Source organism: Streptomyces sp. NPDC060028, assembly GCF_042736725.1.
Taxonomy (GTDB): domain Bacteria; phylum Actinomycetota; class Actinomycetes; order Streptomycetales; family Streptomycetaceae; genus Streptomyces.
The window spans coordinates 5,234-28,383 of the sequence record NZ_JBHWVJ010000077.1; the positions used below are offsets into that span (position 1 = coordinate 5,234).

The 23,150-nt window shown below is 72.6% G+C and carries 16 protein-coding genes; 10 read left to right on the forward strand and 6 right to left on the reverse strand.

The window, feature by feature from the left end:
* The first annotated feature begins 288 nt into the window (after positions 1 to 288).
* Positions 289 to 1,545: an RNA-guided endonuclease InsQ/TnpB family protein gene (locus ACFWBF_RS29210; protein ID WP_385607145.1), complete on the forward strand. Its 1,257-nt coding sequence runs from the start codon at positions 289 to 291 to the stop codon at positions 1,543 to 1,545.
* Here the strand turns inward: ACFWBF_RS29210 and ACFWBF_RS29215 are convergent.
* Positions 1,529 to 2,803, reverse strand: coding sequence for an extracellular solute-binding protein (locus tag ACFWBF_RS29215; protein ID WP_385607147.1), 1,275 nt, complete (start codon positions 2,801 to 2,803; stop codon positions 1,529 to 1,531). The genes ACFWBF_RS29210 and ACFWBF_RS29215 overlap by 17 nt on opposite strands.
* Before the next feature lie 222 nt (positions 2,804 to 3,025).
* Here ACFWBF_RS29215 and ACFWBF_RS29220 point away from each other — a divergent pair, with 222 nt between their 5' ends.
* From ACFWBF_RS29220 to ACFWBF_RS29230, 3 genes are all read left to right on the forward strand, one after another.
* On the forward strand, positions 3,026 to 4,723 hold the full coding sequence (locus tag ACFWBF_RS29220; protein WP_385607149.1) for a glycoside hydrolase family 13 protein: 1,698 nt from the start codon (positions 3,026 to 3,028) through the stop codon (positions 4,721 to 4,723).
* A 25-nt stretch (positions 4,724 to 4,748) separates the two neighbouring features.
* Positions 4,749 to 5,789, forward strand: a complete 1,041-nt coding sequence (locus tag ACFWBF_RS29225) for a LacI family DNA-binding transcriptional regulator (protein ID WP_385607151.1) — start codon at positions 4,749 to 4,751, stop codon at positions 5,787 to 5,789.
* Between the two features lie 129 nt (positions 5,790 to 5,918).
* The gene (locus tag ACFWBF_RS29230) at positions 5,919 to 6,818 is read left to right on the forward strand and encodes a phosphatase PAP2 family protein (protein ID WP_385607153.1); all 900 of its coding nucleotides are present in this window, start codon (positions 5,919 to 5,921) and stop codon (positions 6,816 to 6,818) included.
* Between the two features lie 42 nt (positions 6,819 to 6,860).
* Here the strand turns inward: ACFWBF_RS29230 and ACFWBF_RS29235 are convergent, their stop codons facing one another.
* On the reverse strand, positions 6,861 to 8,459 hold the full coding sequence (locus tag ACFWBF_RS29235) for an amidohydrolase (RefSeq protein ID WP_385607155.1): 1,599 nt from the start codon (positions 8,457 to 8,459) through the stop codon (positions 6,861 to 6,863).
* Entirely contained in the window at positions 8,381 to 8,731 is a 351-nt protein-coding gene (locus ACFWBF_RS29240) for a hypothetical protein (protein WP_385607157.1), read from the reverse strand. Before ACFWBF_RS29240 ends, ACFWBF_RS29235 begins: the two co-directional genes overlap by 79 nt.
* Positions 8,732 to 8,834: 103 nt before the next feature.
* On the opposite strand from ACFWBF_RS29240, the gene ACFWBF_RS29245 reads away from it, so the two are divergent.
* Both ACFWBF_RS29245 and ACFWBF_RS29250 read left to right on the forward strand, forming a co-directional pair.
* Positions 8,835 to 9,497 carry a TetR/AcrR family transcriptional regulator gene (locus tag ACFWBF_RS29245; RefSeq protein WP_385607159.1) on the forward strand — a complete coding sequence of 221 codons (663 nt, stop codon included), beginning with the start codon at positions 8,835 to 8,837 and terminating at the stop codon, positions 9,495 to 9,497.
* A 410-nt stretch (positions 9,498 to 9,907) separates the two neighbouring features.
* A complete protein-coding gene (locus ACFWBF_RS29250; protein WP_385607161.1) occupies positions 9,908 to 10,666 on the forward strand; it encodes a CAP domain-containing protein in 759 nt (252 codons plus the stop codon).
* Positions 10,667 to 10,770: 104 nt separating this feature from the next.
* Here ACFWBF_RS29250 and ACFWBF_RS29255 read toward each other — a convergent pair whose 3' ends face one another.
* Positions 10,771 to 13,758, reverse strand: coding sequence for a bifunctional [glutamine synthetase] adenylyltransferase/[glutamine synthetase]-adenylyl-L-tyrosine phosphorylase (locus ACFWBF_RS29255; protein ID WP_385607163.1), 2,988 nt, complete (start codon positions 13,756 to 13,758; stop codon positions 10,771 to 10,773).
* 290 nt (positions 13,759 to 14,048) lie between these two features.
* Between ACFWBF_RS29255 and ACFWBF_RS29260 the strand changes: the two genes are divergently transcribed.
* The 3 genes from ACFWBF_RS29260 to ACFWBF_RS29270 all read left to right on the forward strand — a co-directional run bounded on the left by ACFWBF_RS29260 (position 14,049) and on the right by ACFWBF_RS29270 (position 19,785).
* Positions 14,049 to 17,015: a PIG-L family deacetylase gene (locus tag ACFWBF_RS29260; protein ID WP_385607165.1), complete on the forward strand. Its 2,967-nt coding sequence runs from the start codon at positions 14,049 to 14,051 to the stop codon at positions 17,013 to 17,015.
* Between the two features lie 196 nt (positions 17,016 to 17,211).
* Positions 17,212 to 19,314 (forward strand): PIG-L family deacetylase, encoded by a 2,103-nt coding sequence (locus tag ACFWBF_RS29265; protein WP_385607166.1) that lies wholly within the window; start codon positions 17,212 to 17,214, stop codon positions 19,312 to 19,314.
* Positions 19,315 to 19,533: 219 nt separating this feature from the next.
* Positions 19,534 to 19,785, forward strand: coding sequence for a hypothetical protein (locus tag ACFWBF_RS29270; RefSeq protein ID WP_385607168.1), 252 nt, complete (start codon positions 19,534 to 19,536; stop codon positions 19,783 to 19,785).
* 116 nt (positions 19,786 to 19,901) lie between these two features.
* Here ACFWBF_RS29270 and ACFWBF_RS29275 read toward each other — a convergent pair whose 3' ends face one another.
* Positions 19,902 to 20,513 carry a histone deacetylase gene (locus ACFWBF_RS29275; protein ID WP_385607170.1) on the reverse strand — a complete coding sequence of 204 codons (612 nt, stop codon included), beginning with the start codon at positions 20,511 to 20,513 and terminating at the stop codon, positions 19,902 to 19,904.
* Between the two features lie 342 nt (positions 20,514 to 20,855).
* Here ACFWBF_RS29275 and ACFWBF_RS29280 point away from each other — a divergent pair, with 342 nt between their 5' ends.
* Entirely contained in the window at positions 20,856 to 21,488 is a 633-nt protein-coding gene (locus tag ACFWBF_RS29280; RefSeq protein WP_385607171.1) for a hypothetical protein, read from the forward strand.
* Between the two features lie 295 nt (positions 21,489 to 21,783).
* Here the strand turns inward: ACFWBF_RS29280 and ACFWBF_RS29285 are convergent, their stop codons facing one another.
* Complete coding sequence (locus ACFWBF_RS29285) at positions 21,784 to 23,145, reverse strand: glutamine synthetase family protein (RefSeq protein ID WP_030238655.1); 1,362 nt, start codon at positions 23,143 to 23,145, stop codon at positions 21,784 to 21,786.
* Between the last annotated feature and the right edge of the window lie 5 nt (positions 23,146 to 23,150).

Genomic DNA, 23,150 nt, shown 5'->3' on the forward strand with positions numbered 1-23,150 from the left:
GGTTTGATCTTCGCCCTGGGTACCTTGTGGTTGTATATGCCCCGCCACACGCCACCGCGGTTCCTGGTGTCAGTCCTCCGCGTGGGGCCGGGGGCGTTGTCGTCGCCCGCGGCCTTCGCCACCGACTGGCTGGTGTGAGCAGCCATGTCAGTCGACCTGCCTATGCGCCGGCTCCGAAATGAACACACCATGTCCCTGTCTCATCGTAAATATGGCCGAGGCGGGCAATTCCAGTCCGTTTTGGCGCTCACGAACAATATGCCGGGCTTCGGACATAAAGTCGTGCCTGTGAAGCTTCGCTACAACTTCCGGGTATATCCGAGCGCACCGCAACGCCTTGCGTTGGCGCAGGCCTTCGGATGTGCCCGGGTGGTGTGGAACGACTGCCTTCGTGCACGCACGGTGGCCCACGAAGCGGGTCTGCCGTACGTCAAGTCGGCTGAGCTGTCCAAGTTGCACATCACTCGAGCCAAGCGCACCCGGGAACGTTCTTGGCTCGCCGATGTTTCGTCGGTGGCGCTTCAACAGTCTCTCCGGGATCTGGACGCCGCGTTCAAGAATTTCTTCGACTCCGCCAGAGGAAAGTCGAGGAGACGAAGAACTGCCCCGCCCCGGTACAAGTCGAAGAAGGACTCCCGACAGTCGATCCGTCTGACCAGAAGTGCCTTTTCCCTGACCGGCAGCGGCTGTGTGTACGTGGCAAAGGTCGGAGACCTGAAGGTGAAGTGGTCCCGTCCATTGCCCGCCGCACCCACGTCGCTGACCGTGGTCAAGGATTCCGCGGGTCGGTACTTCGCCAGCTTCGTCGTGGAGACCGAACCCGAGGTACTGCCCGAGACGGACGCCGAAGTCGGCATCGACCTCGGGCTGACCACCTTCGCCGTGCTCTCCGATGGCACCAAGATTTCCTCTCCGAAGTTCCTGCGCCGGGCGGAGAGAAAACTCAAGCACTCGCAGCGAGACCTGTCGCGGAAGGCAAAGGGCTCGAAGAACCAGGCGAAAGCCCGCATCAGACTCGCCAAACAGCACACCCAAGTCTGCGACCGGCGCCGGGACTGGCACCACAAGGAATCCACACGCCTCATCCGCGACAACCAAGCGGTGTACGTGGAGGACCTTGCGGTGTCCGCCCTTGCACGCACCAGACTGGCCAAGTCCGTGCACGACGCCGGATGGGCCTCTTTCGTCAACATGCTGGAGTACAAGGCCGCCAAGCACGGCAGACACTTCGGAAAGATCGGCCGCTTCGTGCCGACTTCCCAACTGTGCTCGACATGCGGACATAACGACGGCCCCAAACCCCTTCATATTCGTAAGTGGACCTGCCCCGAGTGCGAGACTGTCCACGATCGTGACGAGAATGCCGCCACCAACACCCTGGCCGCCGCACGGGCGGACAGGCTAAACGCCTGCGGAGCGTCGGTAGGACCGGGAGCGATCCCGGCACAGCGCGATGAAACAGGAGGCCGCCACGACGGTCACCCGACCGCTGCGGTAGTCCCCGGCCGCCACGCGGCCGGGGAGCACGTCAATTCCAGCCCTTGAGGATCTTGCGGAACTCGGTGCCGGCCGCCTTGGCGGCTTCCTCCGGGCTCGACGCCCCGGTGATCGCCTTGGTGTACTCCAGCTTCAGCGGCTCGAAGAGGGAGCCGTTCTCCGGGATCCAGGCGCGCTCGACGGCCTTGTCCACGGCCGGCTTGAAGAACGCCACCATCTCGCTGGCCTTGACGTCCGGCTGGTCGTAGGCGGCCGTGCGGGTGGGGAGCAGGCTCAGTTCCTTGGCGGACTGCACCTGGACCTCCTGGGAGGTCATGTACTCCACGAAGGCGTGCGCGGCGGTGCGGTTCTTGGAGCCGGCGTAGACCGCGAGGTCGTGGCCGCCCTGCGGGGCGCCCGCCTTGACCGAGCCGGCCGGGACGGCGGCGACGCCGAGGTTGGACTTGTCCTTGAACTGGTCGCCCGCGTAGCTGTCGGCGACCGCCCAGGGGCCGTTGATCATCATGGCGGCCTCTCCGGACTTGAAGGCCGTCTGCATGTTGGTCCAGCCGTCGGTGGCGTTGGTGATCGCCGCACCCGAGGTGACCAGGTCGCGGGCGGTCTTGAAGGCCTTGACGCCGGCCGCGTTGTCGACGGTGACCGTCTTGGTCTTGGCGTCGACCAGGTCGCCGCCCTCGCCGTAGATCAGCGGGAGGAACCAGTAGGAGTCGTCGCCGCGCAGGTAGAGACCGGCCTTGCCGGACTTGGCCTTGATCGCGGCGGCGACGGTCTTCAGCTCCTCCAGGGTCTTGGGGGGCTGCACACCGGCGTCGACGAGCATCTTCTTGTTGTAGAAGAGGCCGAGGGTGTCGATGACCTGCGGGACGGCGTAGGTCTTGCCGTCGAACTTGCCGCTGGCCGCGGCCTGCGCGAGGAACTCGGAGTCGACCTTCTTGGCGGTCTCGGCCGGGACCTCGTCCAGGTAGCCCAGCGAGGCGAAGTCGGCGACCCAGCCGACGTCGGCGCGGATCACGTCGGGGGCCTCGGAGCCGCTGCTGAAGGCGTTCTTGACCTTGTTCTGCGCGTCGCCGTACGGGACGTTGACGTACTTGACGGTCACCTTCGGGTGCTTGGCGGTGAACGCCTCGGCGATCTTCTGGAAGGACGCCTTTTCCGTGTCGTTCGAGGTGTCCCACCACGTGACCGTGCCGGAGAGCTCTCCGCCGGCCTTGGTGTCCTCGCCCGCGTCCTTGCCGTCACCGCCGCAAGCCGTCGCCGCGAGTGCCAGGGCCGCGACCAGCGCGGTGGCCGCTATGCCACGCCGCATATGAACTCCTTCGATGATCCCGGACGCGCCCTCGCGGTCCCGAGTTGCCAGGAACGTAACAAGCCTGAAAGCCGTCCGAAAGAGCTTGCGGCAATTTTCTGCAAGAGAAGCTGATCGTTACATCCGTGTGTCCGGACGGTTGCCGCAGCTTGCTGTTAGTTCGAAGAGTCTTCGACTGTCCGGGCCCGCAACCAGGGGGGGTGTACTCGCGTTGACCCCGATATGACCCACGAGCTGATGGCATCCCGGCTTGCAAGCGCTTCCAGCAACGCCACCGCAAGTGGCCGCTGGTGGCGCGATGCCGTCATCTATCAGGTGTACGTGCGGTCCTTCGCGGACAGCGACGGCGACGGCGTCGGGGACCTGCGCGGGGTGCGCGAGCGCCTCCCGCACCTGGCCCGGCTCGGGGTCGACGCGGTGTGGCTGACCCCCTTCTACGTGTCCCCGCAGGCGGACGGCGGCTACGACGTCGAGGACTACCGGGCCGTGGACCCCCTCTTCGGGGACCTCTCCGACGCCGACGAGCTCGTACGGGCGGCCCACGCGCTGGGCCTGCGGGTCATCGTGGACGTGGTGGCGAACCACACCTCCGAGCGGCACGCGTGGTTCCGCGCCGCCCTCGCCGGGGAGCCGGGGGCCCGGGAGCGCTACCTCTTCCGCCCGGGCCGCGGCGCGGACGGGGCCGCTCCGCCGAACGACTGGGAGTCCGTCTTCGGCGGGCCCGCCTGGACCCGGACCCCCGACGGCGACTGGTACCTGCACCTCTTCGCACCCCAGCAGCCCGACCTGAACTGGGACCACCCCGAGGTCGCCGCCGAGTTCTCCTCCGTCCTGCGCTTCTGGCTCGACCTCGGGGTCGACGGCTTCCGTGTCGACGTGGCCCACGGCATGGTCAAGGCCCCCGGGCTGCCGGACATCGGCCGCGGCGCGCAGGCCACCCTGATCGGCACCGAACCGCTCCCCTTCTTCGACCAGGACCGGGTCCATGAGATCCACCGCTCCTGGCGCCGGCTGCTGGACTCCTACGAGGGCGCCCGCATCGGGGTCGCCGAGGCCTGGGCCCCGACCTCGGAGCGGCTCGCCCTGTACGTACGGGCCGACGAGATGCACCAGGCCTTCAACTTCCGGTTCCTGAACTGCCCGTGGGACCCCGCCACGATGCGGACCGTCATCGACGAGTCCCTGGCCGCCACGGCCTCCGTCGGCGCCCCGACCACCTGGGTGCTGTCCAACCACGACGTCGTACGCCATGTCACGCGCTACGGGGGCGGCGCGCAGGGCCTGGCCCGGGCGCGGGCGGCCGCGCTGCTGATGCTGGCCCTGCCCGGATCGGCGTACGTCTACCAGGGCGAGGAACTCGGCCTCCCGGAGGTGGCGGACCTCCCCGACGGGGTGCGCCAGGACCCGGCCTTCCGCCGCACCGCGGGCCAGGACGGGCTGCGCGACGGGTGCCGGGTGCCGCTGCCCTGGTCCGGCACGGAGCCCCCGTACGGCTTCGGGCCGGCCGGGAGCTGGCTGCCGCAGCCCGCCGGCTGGGGCGCCCTCAGCGTGGCCGCGCAGACCGGCGACCCGCACTCCACCCTGGAGCTGTACCGCGCCGCGCTGGAGCTGCGGCGGGCGCTGCCGGGCCTGGGCGCTCCGGAGGCGGGGGTGGAGGCGGAGACTGAGGCGGCCCGGGCCGCCGACGAGCGGGGCGATGCCGGCGGCGAGCCCCCGCACCCCTGGGGGATGCGCTGGCTGGCCGCCCCGCCGGGCGTGCTCCTCTTCACCCGGCCCGGCTTCGGCTGCACCCTCAACACCCGCTGCACCGCCGTCGAACTGCCCGCGCCGGGACGCCCCGTACTCTCCAGCGCGCCGGTCGAGACGGACGGCCGCACGGTCGTGCTTCCCCCCGATTCGTGCACCTGGTGGGCTTTGTAGCGTGCGACCGGTACAGTCCAATCCCGTGACCGCACGGCTTGCCGACATCGCAGCCCAGGCGGGGGTCAGCGAAGCCACAGTCAGCCGCGTGCTCAACGGCAAGCCCGGTGTGGCCGCGGGCACCCGTGAGTCCGTGCTGGCCGCGCTCGACGTCCTCGGCTACGAACGGCCCGTACGGCTGCGCCAGCGCAGCGCGGGGCTCGTCGGCCTGATAACCCCCGAGCTGGACAACCCCATCTTCCCGGCGCTCGCCCAGGTCATCGGCCAGGCGCTGACCCGGCAGGGGTACACGCCGGTGCTGGCCACGCAGACCCCGGGCGGGTCCACCGAGGACGAGCTGACCGAGATGCTGGTCGACCGCGGGGTCTCGGGGATCATCTTCGTCTCCGGGCTGCACGCCGACACCACGGCCGACATGGGCCGCTACGACCAACTCCGGGGCCAGGGCGTCCCGTACGTACTCATCAACGGCTTCTCGGACAAGGTGCAGGCCCCCTTCGTCTCCCCCGACGACCGGGCCGCGATGCAGCTCGCGGTGACCCACCTGACCGCGCTCGGACACACCCGGATCGGTCTCGCGGTCGGGCCCAAGCGGTTCGTGCCCGTCGTGCGCAAGATCGAGGGCTTCCGGCTCGGCATGAAGGAGCGGCTCGGACTCGGCGAGGCCGAGATCGAGGAGCTGATCCAGCACTCCCTCTACACCCTGGAGGGCGGCCAGGCCGCCGCGTCCGCGCTGATCGCGCGCGGCTGTACGGCGGTGGTGTGCGCGAGCGACATGATGGCGCTCGGCGCGATCCGGGCGGCCCGGCAGCAGGGCCTGCGGGTTCCGCAGGACGTCTCGGTCGTCGGCTTCGACGACTCCCCGCTGATAGCGTTCACCGATCCGCCGCTGACCACCATCCGCCAGCCCGTGCAGGCCATGGGCCAGGCGGCGGTACGCACCCTGCTGGAGGAGATCGGCGGTACGCCGGCCCCGCACAGCGAGTTCGTCTTCCTGCCGGAGCTGGTGGTGCGCGGCTCCACGGCCTCCGGACCGCGGCAGCGCCAGGGCCCCTCCCGCCCCTGAAGGCCCCTCCGGCCCCACCGGCCCGTACGGGGGTGGGGGCTCCAGTAGTCCGCGAGGGGGAGAGGCTGCGCCGAAGACCGTCCCGAGGGATGATCGGAGGCGAGAAGGCATCTGGCAGACTCTTTTCCCATGGGTGAAGCGAGCGTGAAGACACTGGAAACCCGGACGGACGTCTCGTCACCCCCCGTGGCCGACAGTGAGGCCCGCCCGGGGGCAGCCGATGCCCAGGGCGGGTCCCTGCTGTCCCGGTTGCGCTCCCCCCGCCGGCCGCGGATCTGGTTCGAGGTACTGCTGATCGCGGTCAGCTACTGGACGTACTCGCTGATCCGCAACGCCGTGCCCGAGCAGAAGGCGGCGGCGCTCGCCAATGCCGACTGGCTGTGGAAGGTCGAGCGCACCCTCGGCATCGCCGTCGAGGAGAAGGTCAACCACGCCGTCAATTCGGTGACGTGGCTGATCGTGGGCATGAACTACTACTACGCCACGCTCCATTTCATCGTGACCATCGGCGTGCTGGTGTGGATCTACCGTTTCCATCCGGGTCGGTACGCGGCGACCCGGATGGTCCTCTTCGCCACCACGGGCGTGGCGCTGCTCGGCTACTACTTCTATCCGCTCGCACCGCCCCGGCTGATGAACGGGCAGGACTTCGTCGACACCGTGCTGGTCCACCACACGTGGGGCTCCATGGCCTCCGGGAACCTCAAGCACATGTCGAACCAGTACGCGGCCATGCCCTCGATGCACATAGGGTGGTCGCTCTGGTGCGGGCTGACGATCTTCGCGGTCGCCTCCGCTCCCTGGGCACGGATCCTCGGACTGCTCTACCCGGCGGCGACCCTGCTGGTGATCGTGTCCACCGCCAACCACTTCTGGCTCGACGCCGTGGGCGGCATGCTCTGCCTGGCCTTCGGCTACGCCGTCTCGCGCGCCTGGTACGGATCGCTCCCCCACCGGCTGCCGCGCGAGCCCGAGCACGAGGGCCGGCACCCGGTGGCCGCGGCCCTGCTGAACCGCTTCCAGCGCTGAGCTCCTTTCGTTCCTTCCACCTTCCGTCCTTCCGTCCTTCCTTTACGCCGACTCCCCCGCGCGGTGCGTGATGCGGCCGCCCGAGACGGTGAGCCGGACCGGAGCCTCGGCCAGCTCGTCCGGCGCGGCGGTGACCGGATCCAGGGCGAAGGCCGTCAGGTCCGCGCGGCAGCCGGGCGCGATCCGGCCCGCCACCCCTTCCTCACCGGCCGCGAGCGCGGCGCGCGAGGTCATGCCCTCCAGGGCCATCAGCCCGGTCAGGGCCCGCCCGGCCGCGGCCGCGCCGAGGGGACTGCGGGCGGTGGCCAGCACCTGGCGGGCGTCGTGGTGGGCGATGGGCCAGTCCGAGCCGAGCGCGAGCACCGCCCCGGCGTCGCGCAGGTCCCGGCAGCGCCAGGCGCGGGCCGCCCGCTCCTCCCCCAGCCGCTTCGACCATGCGTCGGTGCGGTCCGCCCGGGTGTAGGCGGCGTGCGGCGGCTGCATCGACGCGGCCACCCCGAGCGCGGCGAACCGCTTCAGCTGGTCGTCGGGGACGGTCTCGATGTGCTCGATGCGGTGCCGGGCCCGGGTCCCGGCCCGGCCGCCCAGCGCGGCGACGGTGTCGAGGACGTGCCGGACCGCCGCGTCACCGATGGCGTGGGTCGCGGTGGGCACCCCGGCCGCGTCCAGGACCCGTACGGCCTCGGAGTAGGCCGCGGGGTCGGGCCAGAAGGCGTCCGTGCCCTGGCCGTGGCAGTCGGCGTGCTCCAGCCAGGCGGTGCCGCCCTCCACGGTGCCGTCCATGAAGAACTTCACGCCACGGACCTGCCAGTGGCGGCCGGCCAGGCGCTGGAGCCCGATCAGCTCCGCGAGCTCGTCGGCGTCCGCCCCGGGCATGCACCACGGGGCCAGGCGCAGCCGCAGCGGCAGGTCCCCCTCGTACTCGACGGTGGCGAGCAGGGCCGGTACGTCCCCGTCGCCGAGGTCCATGACGTGGGCGCCGGTGAGCCCGGTGGCGGCCATGTCGCCGAGCAGCCCGACGAGGCGGGCGCGGCGCTCGACGGAGGTGGGCTTGGGGACCAGGGCGCCCACCAGGGCCATCGCGGCGTGCTCGACGAGGTGCCCGGTGGGGCGCCCCTCGGGGTCGCAGACGATCTCGGAGCGCTGGGCGAAGGCGCGGGGGCCGGTGATCCGGGCGGCGTGCAGGGCCGCGCCGCTCGCGAGGGCGGAGTGGCCGTCGTAGAGGCGCAGGAAGGCGGGGGCCCCGGCGAGGGCCTCCTCGATCAGGGCCCGGTCGACGGCCCGGCCGCCGAAGGCGTTGTGGTCGAGGCCGAAGCCGGCCACCCAGCCGCCGGGGCCCCGCTCGGCCGTGCGCAGGGCGGCGCGGAGCTGGTCGAGGTCCCGGACGGCGGAGAGGTCCGTGCCGGTGGCCATCTCGATCCCCCAGACGGGGTGGCTGTGGGCGTCGGTGAGGCCGGGGGTGAGGGTGGCGCCGCCGAGGTCGAGCACCTCGGTGCCCGGGCCGCGCCAGTCGCGTACGTCGCTCTCGTCGCCGACGGCCGTGATCAGGCCGTCGGTGACGGCTACCGCGCGGGCTTCGGGGCGGGCCGGGTCGAGGGTGCGGACGCGGGCGCCGGTGAGAACGGTGTCGGCAGCGGGCACGGCTCTGCTCCTTCGGGGGCGGGTGCGGTTGCGGTGGGGGCCGGGGTTTCGGTGGGGGGCTCTTCGGCGAAGCGGGCGTACACCTCGGGGCGGCGGGTCTTGAGCCGCTGGGCGAGGGCGAGGCCGGCGAGGAGGTAGCCGGCGGGGGCGGCGGCGGAGACGACGACGAAGGTGATGTCGGCGGTGCCGAGCGCTGCGCTGTGCAGCGTGGGGGCACTCGGGGGGCGCGGGGTACGTGGGGCGCTCGGCGTGCTCGGGGTGCTTTCGGGCAAGGCGGCGGGCCCTTCTGCTGCGGCAGAAACCTAAAGGCTTTCGGGTCGCGGCAATGTAGCCTCCGCTCTGGCGTACGGGAAGACCTGACGGCGGGAGAAACCGATGGCGCGGCCGCGCACCCCCCTGCTCGACCGGGAGCGGATCGCCGCGACCGCACTGCGACTGGTCGCGGAGCAGGGCGAGTTCAGCGTCCCGCAGGTCGCCCGCGCGCTCGGGGTGCAGACGGGCTCGGTGTATCACCACGTGGACGGCCGGGCGGGGGTGGTGGAGCTGATCCGCGAGCGGGTCTGCGCCGGCATCGACGGCGGCACGCTGGCCCTGGAGCCGTGGGACCGGGCGCTGGAGACCTGGGCGCGCTCCTACCGGGCCGCCTTCGCCGCCTACCCGCGGGCCATCCCGCTGCTGATGACCACCCCGGTCCGGGCCCCGGCGGTGCTCGCGCAGTACGAGCGCGCCGTCGCGCTGCTGCTGGGCGCCGGCTTCCGCACGGAGCAGGTGATGCCGCTGCTGACCGGGCTGGAGAACCTGGTCCTGGGCTCGGCCCTCGACCTGGCCGCCCCCGAGGCGATGTGGGAGCCGTCCCCGCAGACCCCCCTGCTGGCCGCAGCCCTGGCAACGGTCGGCGCGGCCCGCGCGGAGGCCGCCTTCGACCTGGGCCTGACGGCGTTCCTGAAACACGCGCAAACCCTGCGGGTCGGCGCGGAACCGGACGGCCCCCCGGCGCCGGAGCCGAGGCCGGCCCGGTCACGCACCACGCGCCGCTGACGTACCGCGGAACGCCGCCGGTCGGGCGGGCAGCGCGTGACATGCGTCACGGCATGCACGTCGGTGCGGCACGTCCCTCACGGGGCGTCACCTCGTCGACATTTCGATATTTGTCTGTTTTGGAATCGACATTCCCCTCTCCAGCGGGAACGGAATCCGCGGTACCGGTGCAGTAGCCCCCGATCGGCCTGGTCACGGCCCTTCCTGAACTCCCATCAGGCGGTTGCAGGAGTGATCGAATCGTGACCATGCACGATCACGGGCCCGTTTCAAGCCGCGCGTCGAATCCCCCGGGTGGGCGGGCGGCGGAGACTTGCCAGGCCGTCGGCGGGCTTTTAAGAATGGCGGCTCCTCCGGCGCCTTGCGGTGCGGGGCGCCGGAAGCTTCGCGATCATCGAATGAGGTCACGCATGCAGAAGCATCGGAAGAAGAAGCCCTTCAAGAAGATAGCCATCGCCGTCGGCGCGCTGGGAATCGCGGCTGTTCCCACCGCCGCCATGGCCTGCTGGGACACGCAGGACACGGGCAGCACCCGGGCCGCGAGCCGGCATGAGAACCGCCCGTGGCAGGGCGCACCCTCGGCCACCGCGAGCTCCCAGGCACCCGTGACGCCCGTGACGCCCGTGGACGTCCAGCCCCCGAGCAGTCCCCCGGCCGCCTCCCCCAGCAGCCCCGCGGCGTCCGCGCAGCCGGTCGTACAGACCTCGCCGCCCCCGCAGCCGGCCAAGCCGCCGGTCGTCAGCGAGAAGCCGCAGGCGCCCGCGCCCCCGAAGCCCTCGGCCCCGGCCGCCTCCGCCGACGCCGCCGCGGTGCTCTCCCTCGTCAACCAGCAGCGCGCCGCCGCCGGGTGCTCGGCCCTCACCCTCAATGCCAAGCTCACGAAGGCCGCGCAGGACCACAGCGAGGACATGGCCGCCCACGGCAACATGTCCCACACGGGCTCCGACGGCTCCGACCCGGGCGGCCGCATCACCCGCGCCGGATACACGTGGAGCACCTACGGCGAGAACGTCGCCTACGGGTACAGCACTCCCGAGAAGGTCATGGAAGGCTGGATGAACAGCCCCGGCCACCGGGAGAACATCCTGAACTGCTCCTTCAAGGAGATCGGCATCGGCCTGGCGCAGCCGAACCACTACTGGACGCAGGACTTCGGCGCGACGCGCTGACCCGCCGCCGGGGCCGGGGCCAGGGCCGGGGCCAGGGCCAGGGCCGGGGCCAGGGCCGGGGCCAGGGCCGGGGCCGGGGCCGGGGCCGGGGGGGCCGAGCCCGCTCAGGCCCCGTAGAAGAGTTCGTCCACCACCGCGCGGGCGCGGCGGGTGATGCGGCGGTAGTCGTCCAGGACTTCGCCGACGCGGCCCGGGGCGTAGCCGAGGTAGCGGCCGACCGCCGCCAGTTCGCGGGCTTCCGAGGGGAAGGTGTCGCCGGCACGGCCGCGGACCAGCATGACCGCGTTGCGGACCCGGGTGGCGAGCACCCAGGCCTCGTCCAGGATCTGCGCCTCCTCGGTCGGGATCAGCCCGGCCGCCTGCGCCGCGGCCAGGGCCGGGCGGGTGCGGGTGGTGCGCAGGCCGGGTTCGGCCCAGGCGTGCCGCATCTGGATCAGCTGGACGGTCCACTCGACGTCGCTGAGGCCGCCCCGGCCCAGTTTGGTGTGCAGGGTCGGGTCGGCGCCGCGCGGCAGCCGCTCCGCCTCCATGCGGGCCTTGAGCCGGCGGATGTCCCGTACGGCGTCCTCGCCCAGGCCCTCCACCGGGTAGCGCAGCGGGTCGATGAGCTCGATGAAGCGGGCACCGAGCTCGATGTCGCCCGCGACCGGTTCGGCGCGCAGCAGGGCCTGGGACTCCCAGGTCATGGACCAGCGCCGGTAGTACGCGGCGTACGAGGCCAGGGTGCGCACCAGGGGTCCGGAGCGGCCCTCGGGCCGCAGATCGGCGTCGATGAGCAACGGCGGGTCGGCGGTGGGTACTTGGAGCAGCCTGCGCATCTCGGCGATGACGGCCTGGGCGGCCTTGGCGGCCTCCTGTTCGTCGACGCCCTCGCGGGGTTCGTGGACGAACAGCACGTCCGCGTCGGAGCCGTAGCCCAGTTCGTGCCCGCCGAAGCGGCCGACGCCGATGACGGCGAAGCGGGTGGGCAGGGTGTCGCCCCAGTGGCCCTGTACGGCGGCCCGCAGCGCTCCGGCGATGGTGACGGCGGTGAGGTCGGAGACGGCGCTGCCGACCCGGTCGACGAGGGCTCCGTGGTCCTCCTCGGCCGGGCTGTCCTCCGTACCGTAGGAGCCGATGATGTCGGCCGCGGCGGTGCGGAAGAGCTCGCGGCGGCGGACCCCGCGGGCGGCGGCGACGCCGGCTTCGGGGTGGGGGGCGCGGCCGACGGCGGCGAGCACCTCCTGCTCCAGGGCGTCGTGCGTACGGGGCGCCAGGCCTCCGGGGTCGCCGAGCAGGGCGACGGCCTCGGGGGCGCGCATCAGCAGGTCGGGGGCGAGGCGTCCGGCGGACAGGACGCGGGCCAGGTTCTCGGCGGCGGCGCCCTCGTCGCGCAGCAGCCGCAGGTACCAGGGGGTCTTGCCGAGGGCGTCGGAGACCTTGCGGAAGCCGAGCAGGCCGGCGTCGGGGTCGGCTGAGTCGGCGAACCAGCCGAGCAGGACGGGCAGCAGGGTGCGCTGGATGGCGGCCTTGCGGGTGACGCCGGAGGCGAGGGCCTCCAGGTGGCGCAGGGCCGCGGCCGGGTCGGCGTACCCGAGGGCTTCGAGGCGCTGGCCGGCGGCGCGCGGGGAGAGCCGGGTCTCGCCGGGGGTGAGCTGGGCGACGGCGTCGAGGAGCGGGCGGTAGAAGAGCTTCTCGTGCAGGCGGCGGACGACGGAGGCGTGCCGGCGCCAGGCCTTGTTGAGCTCGCTGACGGGTTCGGTGCGCAGGCCCAGCGAACGGCCCAGGCGGCGCAGGTCGTGCTCGTCCTCGGGGACGAGGTGGGTGCGGCGCAGCCGGTAGAGCTGGATGCGGTGCTCCATGGCGCGCAGGAAGCGGTACGCGTCGTGCAGTTGGGCGGCGTCGGCGCGCCCGACGTAGCCGCCGGCGGCGAGGGCGTGCAGGGCGTCGAGGGTGGTGCCGGAGTGCAGGGTGGCGTCGCTGCGGCCGTGCACGAGCTGGAGCAGCTGGACGGCGAACTCGACGTCGCGCAGGCCGCCGGGGCCCAGTTTGAGTTCGCGGTCGACCTGGGCGGCGGGGATGTTGTCGACGACGCGGCGGCGCATCTTCTGGACGTCGGCGACGAAGTTCTCGCGTTCGGCGGCCTGCCAGACGAGGGGGGTTATGGCTGCGACGTACTCGGCGCCGAGTGCCGCGTCGCCGGCGACGGCGCGGGCCTTGAGGAGGGCCTGGAACTCCCAGGTCTTGGCCCAGCGCTGGTAGTAGGCGAGGTGGGAGGCGAGGGTCCGCACGAGCGGACCGTTTCGGCCCTCGGGGCGGAGGTTGGCGTCGACGGGCCAGATGGTGCCCTCGACGGTGGTCTCGGAGCAGATCCGCATGAGGTGGGAAGCGAGGCGGGTGGCGGCCTGGATCGCCTTGCCCTCGTCGTGGCCGGGGGCGGCGTCCCCGACGAAGATCACGTCGACGTCGGACACGTAGTTCAGCTCGTTGCCGCCGCACTTGCCCATCGCGATGACGGCGAGGCGGCACTGGGCCGCGTCGGCGGGGGCGGCGGCGGAGGCGATGCGCAGGGCCGCGCGGAGGGTGGCGGTGGCGAGGTCGGCGAGCTCGGCGGCGGTCTGGGCGAGGTCTATGGTGCCGCAGACGTCCCGGGCGGCGATGGAGAGCAGGCAGCGCCGGTAGGCGACGCGCAGGTGGACCGGGTCGTGCGCGCCGGCCAGCCCGCGCTCGAACTCGGCGAGGCCGGGGTGCAGGTCGGTGGCCTCGTACGTCACCAGGGCCTGCCAGTCGCGCGGGTGGCGGGCGAGGTGGTCGCCGAGCGCCTCGGACGCGCCGAGTACGCCGAGCAGCCGGTCGCGCAGGGGTTTGGCGCTGACGAGCGTGTCGAGGAGCAGCGGCAGCTCCTCGGGGGCCTGTGCCTCGGCGAGCCGGACCAGCCCGAGGAGGGCGAGGTCGGGATCGGCGGTGGCCCCGAGGGCGTCGAGGAGCACCGGATCGGTGCGTACGGCGGCCAGCGCGTCGGCGTCGAGCAGCCGGGCCGCGCTGGAGGGATCGGTGAAGCCGCTGCGCAGCAGCCGGCTGAAGGTGCTGCTCCTGCGTCCCGGGACCGTCATCCCGCCGCCTCCCGCGTACGTCGCTGCCGCTGCTGCCGCCGCCAGTGGCGCTGGCGCTGTCCTGGCGCGTGTCTGTGGCGAGCCTAAGGCCTTTCGTACGGATCACGCCGGGGCGGGGGGCGCGGCAGGGCGGCCGCGGTCGGCGCGGCGGGCGTGACACGAGGGCCTGGGGCGGGTGTTCGGATCTTGGGGCCGTACCATGAGCTGGATTCTCGGATTATCAGATTATCCAAATACATATAACGGAATGGGGCCAGCTCCCCGCCCGCCACCCGGCCACGGAGGAGCCCATGCCCGCCCCCGACTCCCCGCGCCCCGACGCCCCCGGCCCGGCGGACCCGACCTGGCACCCCGACGCGGCCGGCCGGCTCCGGTACCCCGACCCGGCGGAGCAGGCGTGGCACCCCGGCGGGCACCCCGGCCCGGCGGGCCAGGGCCAGTACCCCGACCCGGCGGCCCAAGGGCGTTACCCCGACGCCCCGGACCCCGGACGCCACCCCGAGGCGCCGGGGCACGGCATGTACCCCGGCCCGGCGGGCCAGAGCCAGTACCCCGACCCGGCGGAGCAGGCGTGGCACCCCGGCGGCGTGAGCCCGGCGTGGCACCCCGACGCAGCCGGCCACGGCATGCACCCCGCCCCGGCGGGCCAGGGCTCCTGGCAGCCGGGCTCGCCCGACGGCTCCTGGCGGCCCGCCGCAGCGAGCCACGGCCGACAGCCCGGCCAGGCCGACCCCGGACGCTACCCCGACGCGGCGGGCCACGCCTCCCCGCCCCCCGGGCCGGCAGGCCACGGCTCCTGGCAGCCGGGCCCGTCCGGCCACGCCGCCCAACACCCGGGCCCGGTCGCCTACGACCCTCGGCACCCGGACCCGTCCGGCCACGCCGCCCAACACCCGGGCCCGGTCGGCCACGACCCCCGGCACCCCGGGCCGTCCGGCCACGACTCCCCCTACCCGGACCCCCACGGCCGGGCCGCGCAGTACCCCGGCCCGTCGGGCCACGACACCCCGCACCCCGGCCGGCCCTCCGCCGTCACACCCGCGGCCCCCGCCGCGCCCGGAGGCCGCCGCGCCGACCGGCGGGCCGCGGAGCGGGAGGCGTCGCGCGGCCGACGCGCGGGTGGGCGTACCGGCGCCGAAGGGGCCCGCGGAGCCGTGCCGTCGGGCAAGGCACGCGGCAGGAGGGCCCGGCTCGTCAAGGCCGTCGCCTTCTGCGCGGCCACCGCCGCCGGCAGCATGCTCGTACTCCGGGGCAACGAGGCCCTCGACAGCCTCGGCGCCCCCACCACCCCGCACGGCAGGCCCGCCGCGGCGGCCCCCGTCGACGCGCCGGACCCCGGCCGGGTGCTCCAGATCGTCGCGCACCCCGATGACGACCTCTACTTCATGAACCCGGACCTGCGCTACTCCATAGCCGCCGGCCACCCCGTCACCTCGGTCTACCTGACCTCCGGCGAAGCCGACGGCATCAACGCCGGCGCCGCCAAGGAGAAGTCCACCCCGCCGAACAAACCCGCCTACGCCGAGGCCCGCCAGAACGGCATCCGCGCCGCCTACGCCAAGATGGCCACCGGCGACCGCAGCAGCGCCTGGCAGCGCACCGTCGTCCCCACCAAGGGCGGCGGCCACGCCGAGGTCGACGTCCTCGTCGCGAAGCCCGAGGTCAACCTCGTCTGGCTGCAGATGCGCGAGGCCGGCACCGTCTACGACGAGGCCCCCGACAGCCTCCACGGCCTGTGGGACGGCAAGGTCCCCCGCCTGGAGTCGATGGTCGCCTCCGGCTCCCCGGTCAAGCAGAGGTTCGCGTACACGAAGGACCAGGTCGTCCAGACCCTCGTCGGCTTCCTCGCGCAGTACAAGCCGACGACGGTCCGCTCCCAGGACCCGACCCCGGGCCGGTTCCCGGACACCAAGCGGTACACCGACCACCAGGACCACTTCTACGGCGCCCGCTTCGTGCAGATGGCGCTGACCGCGTACGCGAAGGACGTCAAGGAACGCCCGCACTTCGCGGTGCAGAACTACGTCGGTTACTTCAACGGATCGCTCCCCAGCGCGCTGGACCCGGACGAGGCCAAGGAGAAGCTGGACATCCTGGACACCTACGCCTGGATCGACAAGCAGAACCACTGCGGCAGCGAGGCCGGCTGCGGTGACCTCAAGGTCGCCGACCACCCGGCGGGCAACCGGTGGACGGATTCCATCAACTACGCCCGCGGCACCAGCACCTCCTGGCTGACCTCCGACGCCCGGCACGGCCTGTGGGCCTTCAAGGTGCTCGACGGCCAGGTGGCCGTCTGGCACCGCGCCGGGCTGATCGGCGCCTGGAGCGGGCCGCGCCTGCTCCCCGGCACCGGCATGGACCAGGGCATCTCCACCGTCACGCTGAAGGACGGCCGGATCGCCGCCTTCGGCACCCGCACCTCCTTCGGCGCCAGGCCCGCGGACTACAAGCGCGAGGTCGTCTACACCGTCCAGAAGGGCCCGGGCTCCGAGGAGTTCGGGGAGTGGCAGTCCCTCGGCACGCCGGAGACCGCCGACGAGACCTGGACCTCCGACATCAGCGGGCCCGCCGTGTCCGTGGACGGCACCGGCCAGCTGGCGGCGTACGTGCGCGACGGCTCGTACGCGCTGCGCGGCCGGGTGCAGGCGGCGAACGGCAGCTGGGGCCCGTGGGAGAAGTACGGGGGCACCGACCTGCAGGGCACCCCGGCGACGGCGACCGACGGCGCCGGGCGGCGCATGGTGTTCGTGTCGACCACCAAGACGGTGCTGGGGTGGGCGCAGCCGAAGCCGGGCGCCCCGCTGGGCCCGGCGACGCCCACCGGGCTGCCGGACACCACGCTCCCCCTCACCGCGGAGGGCCGCGAGGGCGGGGTGCGGCTGTGGTTCCGCAAGCCGGGCTCGGGCAATGTCCGTACCGCACTGGTGACGGGCGACGGCGGGCTGAAGGTGAACAACCTCACCGACCTCGGCGGATTGCAGGGCTTCGGCTCGGTGACGGCGAGCGGGCACGTGCTCGCGGGCCGGTCGGCGGGCGGCCAACTGGGCTCGGACGTCGGGGGGGAGGGCCGGCCGTGGCAGCGCTCGCCGCTGATGTTCGTCGGCGCCCCTTCCTCCACGATGACGGGCAGGAACACGGTCAGCCTGGCGGTGGTGGGGCTCGACGCGCGGCTGTACGTGACCTCGTCGTCGGACGAGCCCGACGCGTATCTCGCGCCCTGGCTGCCGGTGGGCCCGCGCAACAACGCCCCGTAGCCGGTACGCCGGCAGCCGGTACGCCCGTAACCGGCTCGCCCGTAACCAACTCCCGCACGCCACACGCGCGGTCGCTTCCGGAAAATCCCGAGTCATCGGCGAAATCGGTGAAATCGGTGAACCAACTCCCCCGATTTCGCCTCTCACTGACTGCACAGCGGTTCTTCCTGTCCGGAACGACCTCAAGGCGTGACCGATGCCCGTTTCCCGCCGCCGCTTCCTCCTCGCGGCCGTGCTGCCCATGCTCACCGTGGGCGCCACCGGCGTGCTCGCCGTCGCCTCCGGCCAGCAGACGTCGGCCGAGGCCACCCAGACGCAGAACACGAACCCGGCCGACGCGCTGCCGGTGAGCACCACGGCCGGATCCGTCGTCCAGATCGTCGCCCACCCCGACGACGACCTGTTCTTCATGAACCCCGACCTCAGCCGCTCCCTCGTGGCGGGCAGCCCGGTCACCACCGTCTACCTCACCTCCGGCGAGGCCGACGGCCGCAACGAGGCCCAAGGCGCGGCGGCCAAGGACCCGGCCCAGCCGGCCGACCGCGCCCACTACGCGGAGGCCCGGCAGAACGGCATCCGCTCCGCCTACGCCCAGATGGCCACCGGCGACCGCACCAGCATGTGGAAGCGCACCGTCATGTCCACGGCCGGCGGCGGCCAGGCCGAGCTCGACGTGCTCATCGCCAAACCGCAGGTCAACCTCGTCTGGCTGGAGCTGCGCGAGGCCCGCAACCCCACCGGCGACAACCCCGACAGCCTGCGCGGCCTGTGGGACGGCCGGATACCGGCGCTGGGGCCCCAGCTGACCACCGGCACCCCGGTCAGGCAGCCGTTCACGTACACCAAGGACCAGGTGATACAGGCGGTGGCCGGACTCCTGGGGACGTACCGGCCGACGACGATACGGATACAGGACCCGGCCCCGGGGCGGTACGCCGACACCGGCAAGTACACCGACCACCAGGACCACATGTACGGGGCGCGGTTCGCGCAGGCCGCGACGGCGCGGTACGCGGCGCAGGTACCGGCCGGGGAGCGGCCGCGGTTCACCGTCCAGAACTACCTCGGGTACCACAACGGCACCCTCCCGCACGCGCTGGACCCGCAGACGGCCGAGGCGAAGATCGGCTACCTGAAGACGTACGCGTGGAACGACCGCGAGAACTACTGCGGCAGCCCCTCGGGCTGCGGCGACCGCAAGGTGGCGGGCAGCCCGACCGGCCGGAACTGGGCCCAGTCACTGCGCTACGCCCGCGGGGACAACGCGTCCTGGCTGGTCACGGGCGCGCCGGGCAACCTGTACGCCTTCTCCCCGCTGGACGGCCGGATGGCCGTCTGGCACCGCGGCCCCGGCACCGGCGCCACCTGGACCGGCCCGGCGCTGCTGCCCGGCACCGGCATCGACCCGGGCGCGACCACCGCCCGTTTCCCCGACGGGCGGGTGGCCGTCCTCGCCACCCGTACCGTCCTCGGGGAGCGGCCGCAGGACTACCGGCGCGAGATCGTGTACGCCGTCCAGTCCGCGCCCGGCGGGCCGTTCGAGCCGTGGCAGTCGCTGGGCACCCCCGAGACGGCCGACGCGGACGGCACCTCGGCCGTCAGCACCCCCTCGGCGGCGGTGACCCCGGACGGGCGCCTGGCCGTGTACGTCCGCGACGCGCACCGCACGCTGCGGGTCCGCGAGCAGCGGCCGGGCGGCGGCTGGGGCAACGACTGGGGGCGGCTCGGCGGGGAGGATCTGCAGAGCGATCCGGTGACGGCGACCGACGCCGCCGGGCGGCGCCACGTGTACGTCACCACCACCAAGTCGGTACTGGCCTGGATCTCCGCGGATCCGGCCGGCGCCGTCCAGGGCCCGTTCCCGACGGGGCTGCCCGCCACCACCGTCCCGCTGACGGCGGCGGCGGAGGGTGCGGGGGTCCGCCTCTACTTCCGGCGGCCCGACTCGGGGGTCGTGCGTACCGCCCTGGTCACGGCGGGCACCGCGACCGGGAAGCCGGCCGTCTCCAGCGTCACGGAGGCCGGCGGCCGGGCCGGCTACGGCGCGGTCGGCGTCGCGGGCCGGCTGCTGTCCGGGCGTGCGGACTCCGGCACCGTCAGCACGACCGGCCTCGGCGGGCCGCCTGCGTGGACGGAGTCCCGCATGCTCTTCGCCGGCGCCCCGGCCGGCGTACAGGAGGCGGGCGGCGAGACCACCACGGCCGTCCTGGGCCTGGACGCCGAACTCCACGTCGTCACCGCCCTGTCCCATCCCGCCCGTACCGTCTGGCACCGCGCGGTCCCCGACTCGGCCCGATAACTCCCTCAAGTGGCAAAGGCGTTGTGTTCGACCCTGCGTCTCGGCAGACTCGGGCCGGCCCGGTGATCACCATCGGCCCGACCTGCCACACGCTGCACATTTCCCACTTCGCATTTCACACTTCCCGGGAGGATCCAGCGCCGCGGTCGTGCCGAGGAGCCCGGCGGCCAGCGGCCAGCGGCCAGCGGCAGGGTCAGCGCCACCAGGACGGCCGAGCGGGTGGAGTTCGGGGCGGACGGCAAGGTGAAGACCTTCAACGCCCGCTTCGAGCAGGACCGCGACGACCGCAACGTCCTGACGGGCTCGCTGAGCCTGAGCGCCACCGCGACGCCGACGCCCACCCCGGTCAAGGCCACCGTGACCATCGCGGGCACCGGCAAGGCGCTCCTGCACGGCACGGTCACCTGCACCTCGCCGACCAGCGTGGACGTCAACGCCCAGTCACCCAGGTCACCGACACCGAGCTCCTGAAGGGCATCATCGCGGTCTCGGTCCCCTGCACCCCGGGCAAGCCGGTCGCCTGGCAGAGCGAGGCCTACCTCCCCTGGCAGCCGACTCCCGCCCTCCCGGCCTCCCTCTGCCCCGGGTCAGCCGCCGGTCAGGAGCTCCAGGATCTGATCGGAGCTCCAATGGCCTGCTGCGCCGGGGCAGTTCGAGAGGTAGTCGGCGACGGACCGCTCGTCCCAGGGCCCGGATTCCAGCAGGCCCGCCGCCAGGTACGTCACGTACGCGGCGGCGGGCTTGACCCACTCCACCTCGCGCATGGTCCACGGCGCCGTGAAGGTCAGCGCGGGGACGCCGTCCAGCACGCCGCAGCACACCAGGGTCTCGTACCGGCCGGGCCCCAACTCGTCGCGCCCCGACCGCAGGACCGTACCGAGGTCGACATCGCCACCGGGCTCCCGGTACATCTCCTGAGCCGCGATGTCGCAGAACTGCTGCGGTGTCACCAGATGGGCACGCGCCCGCATCCGCCCCGCCGCCGCGGGATCGTAGAACCCCCTGCCGCCCGTCCACACCGCGGACTCGGTGGCGAAGTACAGCCGCCCGGGCAACTCCACGGCCAGGGACCGCACCGGCGCCCGCCGGTCCCGACACCCGGGATAGCTCCGCCCGGCCCCCGGATGACTCCCCCCGCCGATGTACAACGCCAGCCGGTCCATGTGCATGTTCGACCCGTAGGACACATACCAGACCACCGCGGGCACCCCCCGCCCACCCCACCCCGCCTCCACCACCCGCACACCCCTCACCACCCCCACGATAGGCCGGGTAGACGAGCCCCCGCTCCCCGGCACGCGCCGTCCCCGGGTGACCGTGATGCGGCCGCCGGCCGCGCAACGGGCAGCAGACGTAAACGCGCGCCGCCACCAAGGCGAGGCAGAGGGCGACAAGGTGACGGCTCCGGAGCCCCCGTGCGTCTCACGAGTTTCAGCAGTTCAGAGCCTTGTAGACGTCGATGCGCCCCTGTCGGTCGGCTCGGCTCGGCTCGCGCTGCGACCCCGGCCCTAACTACACGGCAGTGGTACTAGCCTGTCCCGATGGGACTCGACATCACCGTGCTCATGGTCGACTGGGAGCACCTGGCGCGGATACCGGCGGACGACAGGGTGACCGTACTGGGCGACGCCGCCTGCCCCGACTTCTGCTGCGAGGCGTGCGAAGACGCCGACTACCCCGTGACGGGCGGCTGGGTGTGGCAGCGGCAGGTGTCCTGGTGCGCCGAGTACCGGTTCCACGGAACCACCGGTTCCTACGGCTGGCACCCCCGATTGGGCAATGCCTGGGAGGACGTCCGGACCTCGGTGGCGCCCGAACTGCGGGACGCCCTGGACCACTTCCTGCGCGGCCTGTTCTGGGACGACCCGGACGACCTCACGGCCGCCGCGGAGGAGGAACGGCCCGCCGCGCGCGGCTTCCCCGACGACCCCGCTCCGTGGCGCCCTCGGGTGCTCCTGCTCAGCGCCCCCGACGAGGTGTCGGAGCTGGTCCGCTCCTGGCAGGTGGCCGCGCCCCGGCTGGAGGAACTGCGCGGGCCCTTCGAAGCCGAGACCGCCGACTGGGCGGGCCGGCCCGCCAGCTTCGACGCCGCCGCAGCGCTGTTGCGCGAATGGGGCGACGTGGCCACGGAGGCCGGCGCCCGGCGATGGGGCCTGGTCGGTCTCCCCTTCTAGGTTTCGCGGGCGGTGTTCAGCGCGCTGGAGACCAGCAAGGCGAAGACTTCCTGGGCGACGCCGGCGTCGGGGCCGTGCGGCGGACCGACTTCAACACCCGTGTGTGGAAGCCCGCCCTCGTCGTGGCCGGGGTGCTCGAGGAGCCGAAGCCCGGTGAGTGCCGTGGACGGGGTGTACGAGACCTCGGATTCCGCGGCTCACAGACGGCCTAGGGGGAATGAGACGACTCCGGGCTGGCGGTCAGTGACCGCCAGCCCGGGATGTCGTACTCGGCCCGCAGGTCCCTGACCAGCCGCTACAGGACCGGGAGGTTCTTGCGGAGTTCGAAGGCCGTGACCTCCGAGCGGTATTCCTCCCACTCCTGCTTCTTGTTGCGCAGGAAGAAGTCGAAGACGTGTTCGCCGAGGGTTTCGGCGACCAGTTCGCTGCGTTCCATCAGGGAGATGGCCTCGCCGAGGTTTTGCGGGAGGGGTTCGATGCCCATCGCGCGGCGTTCGGCGTCGGAGAGGGCCCAGACGTCGTCGTCGGCGCCCGCCGGGAGTTCGTAGCCCTCCTCGATGCCCTTGAGGCCCGCCGCGAGGAGGACGGCGTACGTGAGGTACGGGTTGGCGCCGGAGTCGATCGAGCGGACCTCGACGCGCGAGGAGCCCGTCTTGCCCGGCTTGTACATCGGGACGCGGATCAGGGCCGAGCGGTTGTTGTGGCCCCAGCAGATGTACGAGGGGGCCTCGCCGCCGGAGCCGGCGGTGCGCGAGGAGCCGCCCCAGATGCGCTTGTAGGAGTTGACCCACTGGTTGGTGACCGCCGCCGTCTCCGCCGCGTGGCGCAGCAGGCCCGCGATGAAGGAGCGGCCGACCTTCGAGAGCTGGTACTCCGCGCCCGACTCGTAGAAGGCGTTGCGGTCGCCCTCGAAGAGGGAGAGGTGGGTGTGCATGCCCGAGCCGGGGTACTCGGAGAACGGCTTCGGCATGAAGGTGGCCTGGACGCCCTGCTCGAGGGCCACCTGCTTCATGACCAGGCGGAAGGTCATGATGTTGTCGGCCGTGGAGAGCGCGTCGGCGTAGCGGAGGTCGATCTCCTGCTGGCCGGGGGCGCCCTCGTGGTGGCTGAACTCCACCGAGATGCCCATGGATTCGAGCATGGTGATCGCCTGGCGGCGGAAGTCCATGCCGACGTTCTGCGGGGTGTGGTCGAAATACCCCGAGTTGTCCGCGGGCACCGGGCGGGAGCCGTCCAGCGGCTTGTCCTTCAGCAGGAAGAACTCGATCTCCGGGTGGGTGTAGAAGGTGAAGCCCAGGTCGGAGGTCTTGGCCAGGATGCGCTTGAGGACGTAGCGCGGGTCCGCGAAGGACGGCGAGCCGTCCGGCATCAGGATGTCGCAGAACATCCGGGCGGTCCCGGGGGCCTCGGCGCGCCACGGCAGTATCTGGAAGGTGCTCGGGTCCGGCTTGGCGATCATGTCGGACTCGTAGACCCGTGCGAAGCCCTCGATGGCGGAGCCGTCGAAGCCGATGCCCTCGTCGAAGGCCTGCTCCAGCTCCGCGGGCGCGACCGCGACGGACTTGAGGAAGCCCAATACGTCGGTGAACCACAGGCGCACGAAACGGATGTCGCGTTCCTCGAGCGTCCGGAGGACGAATTCCTGCTGCTTGTCCATACCTT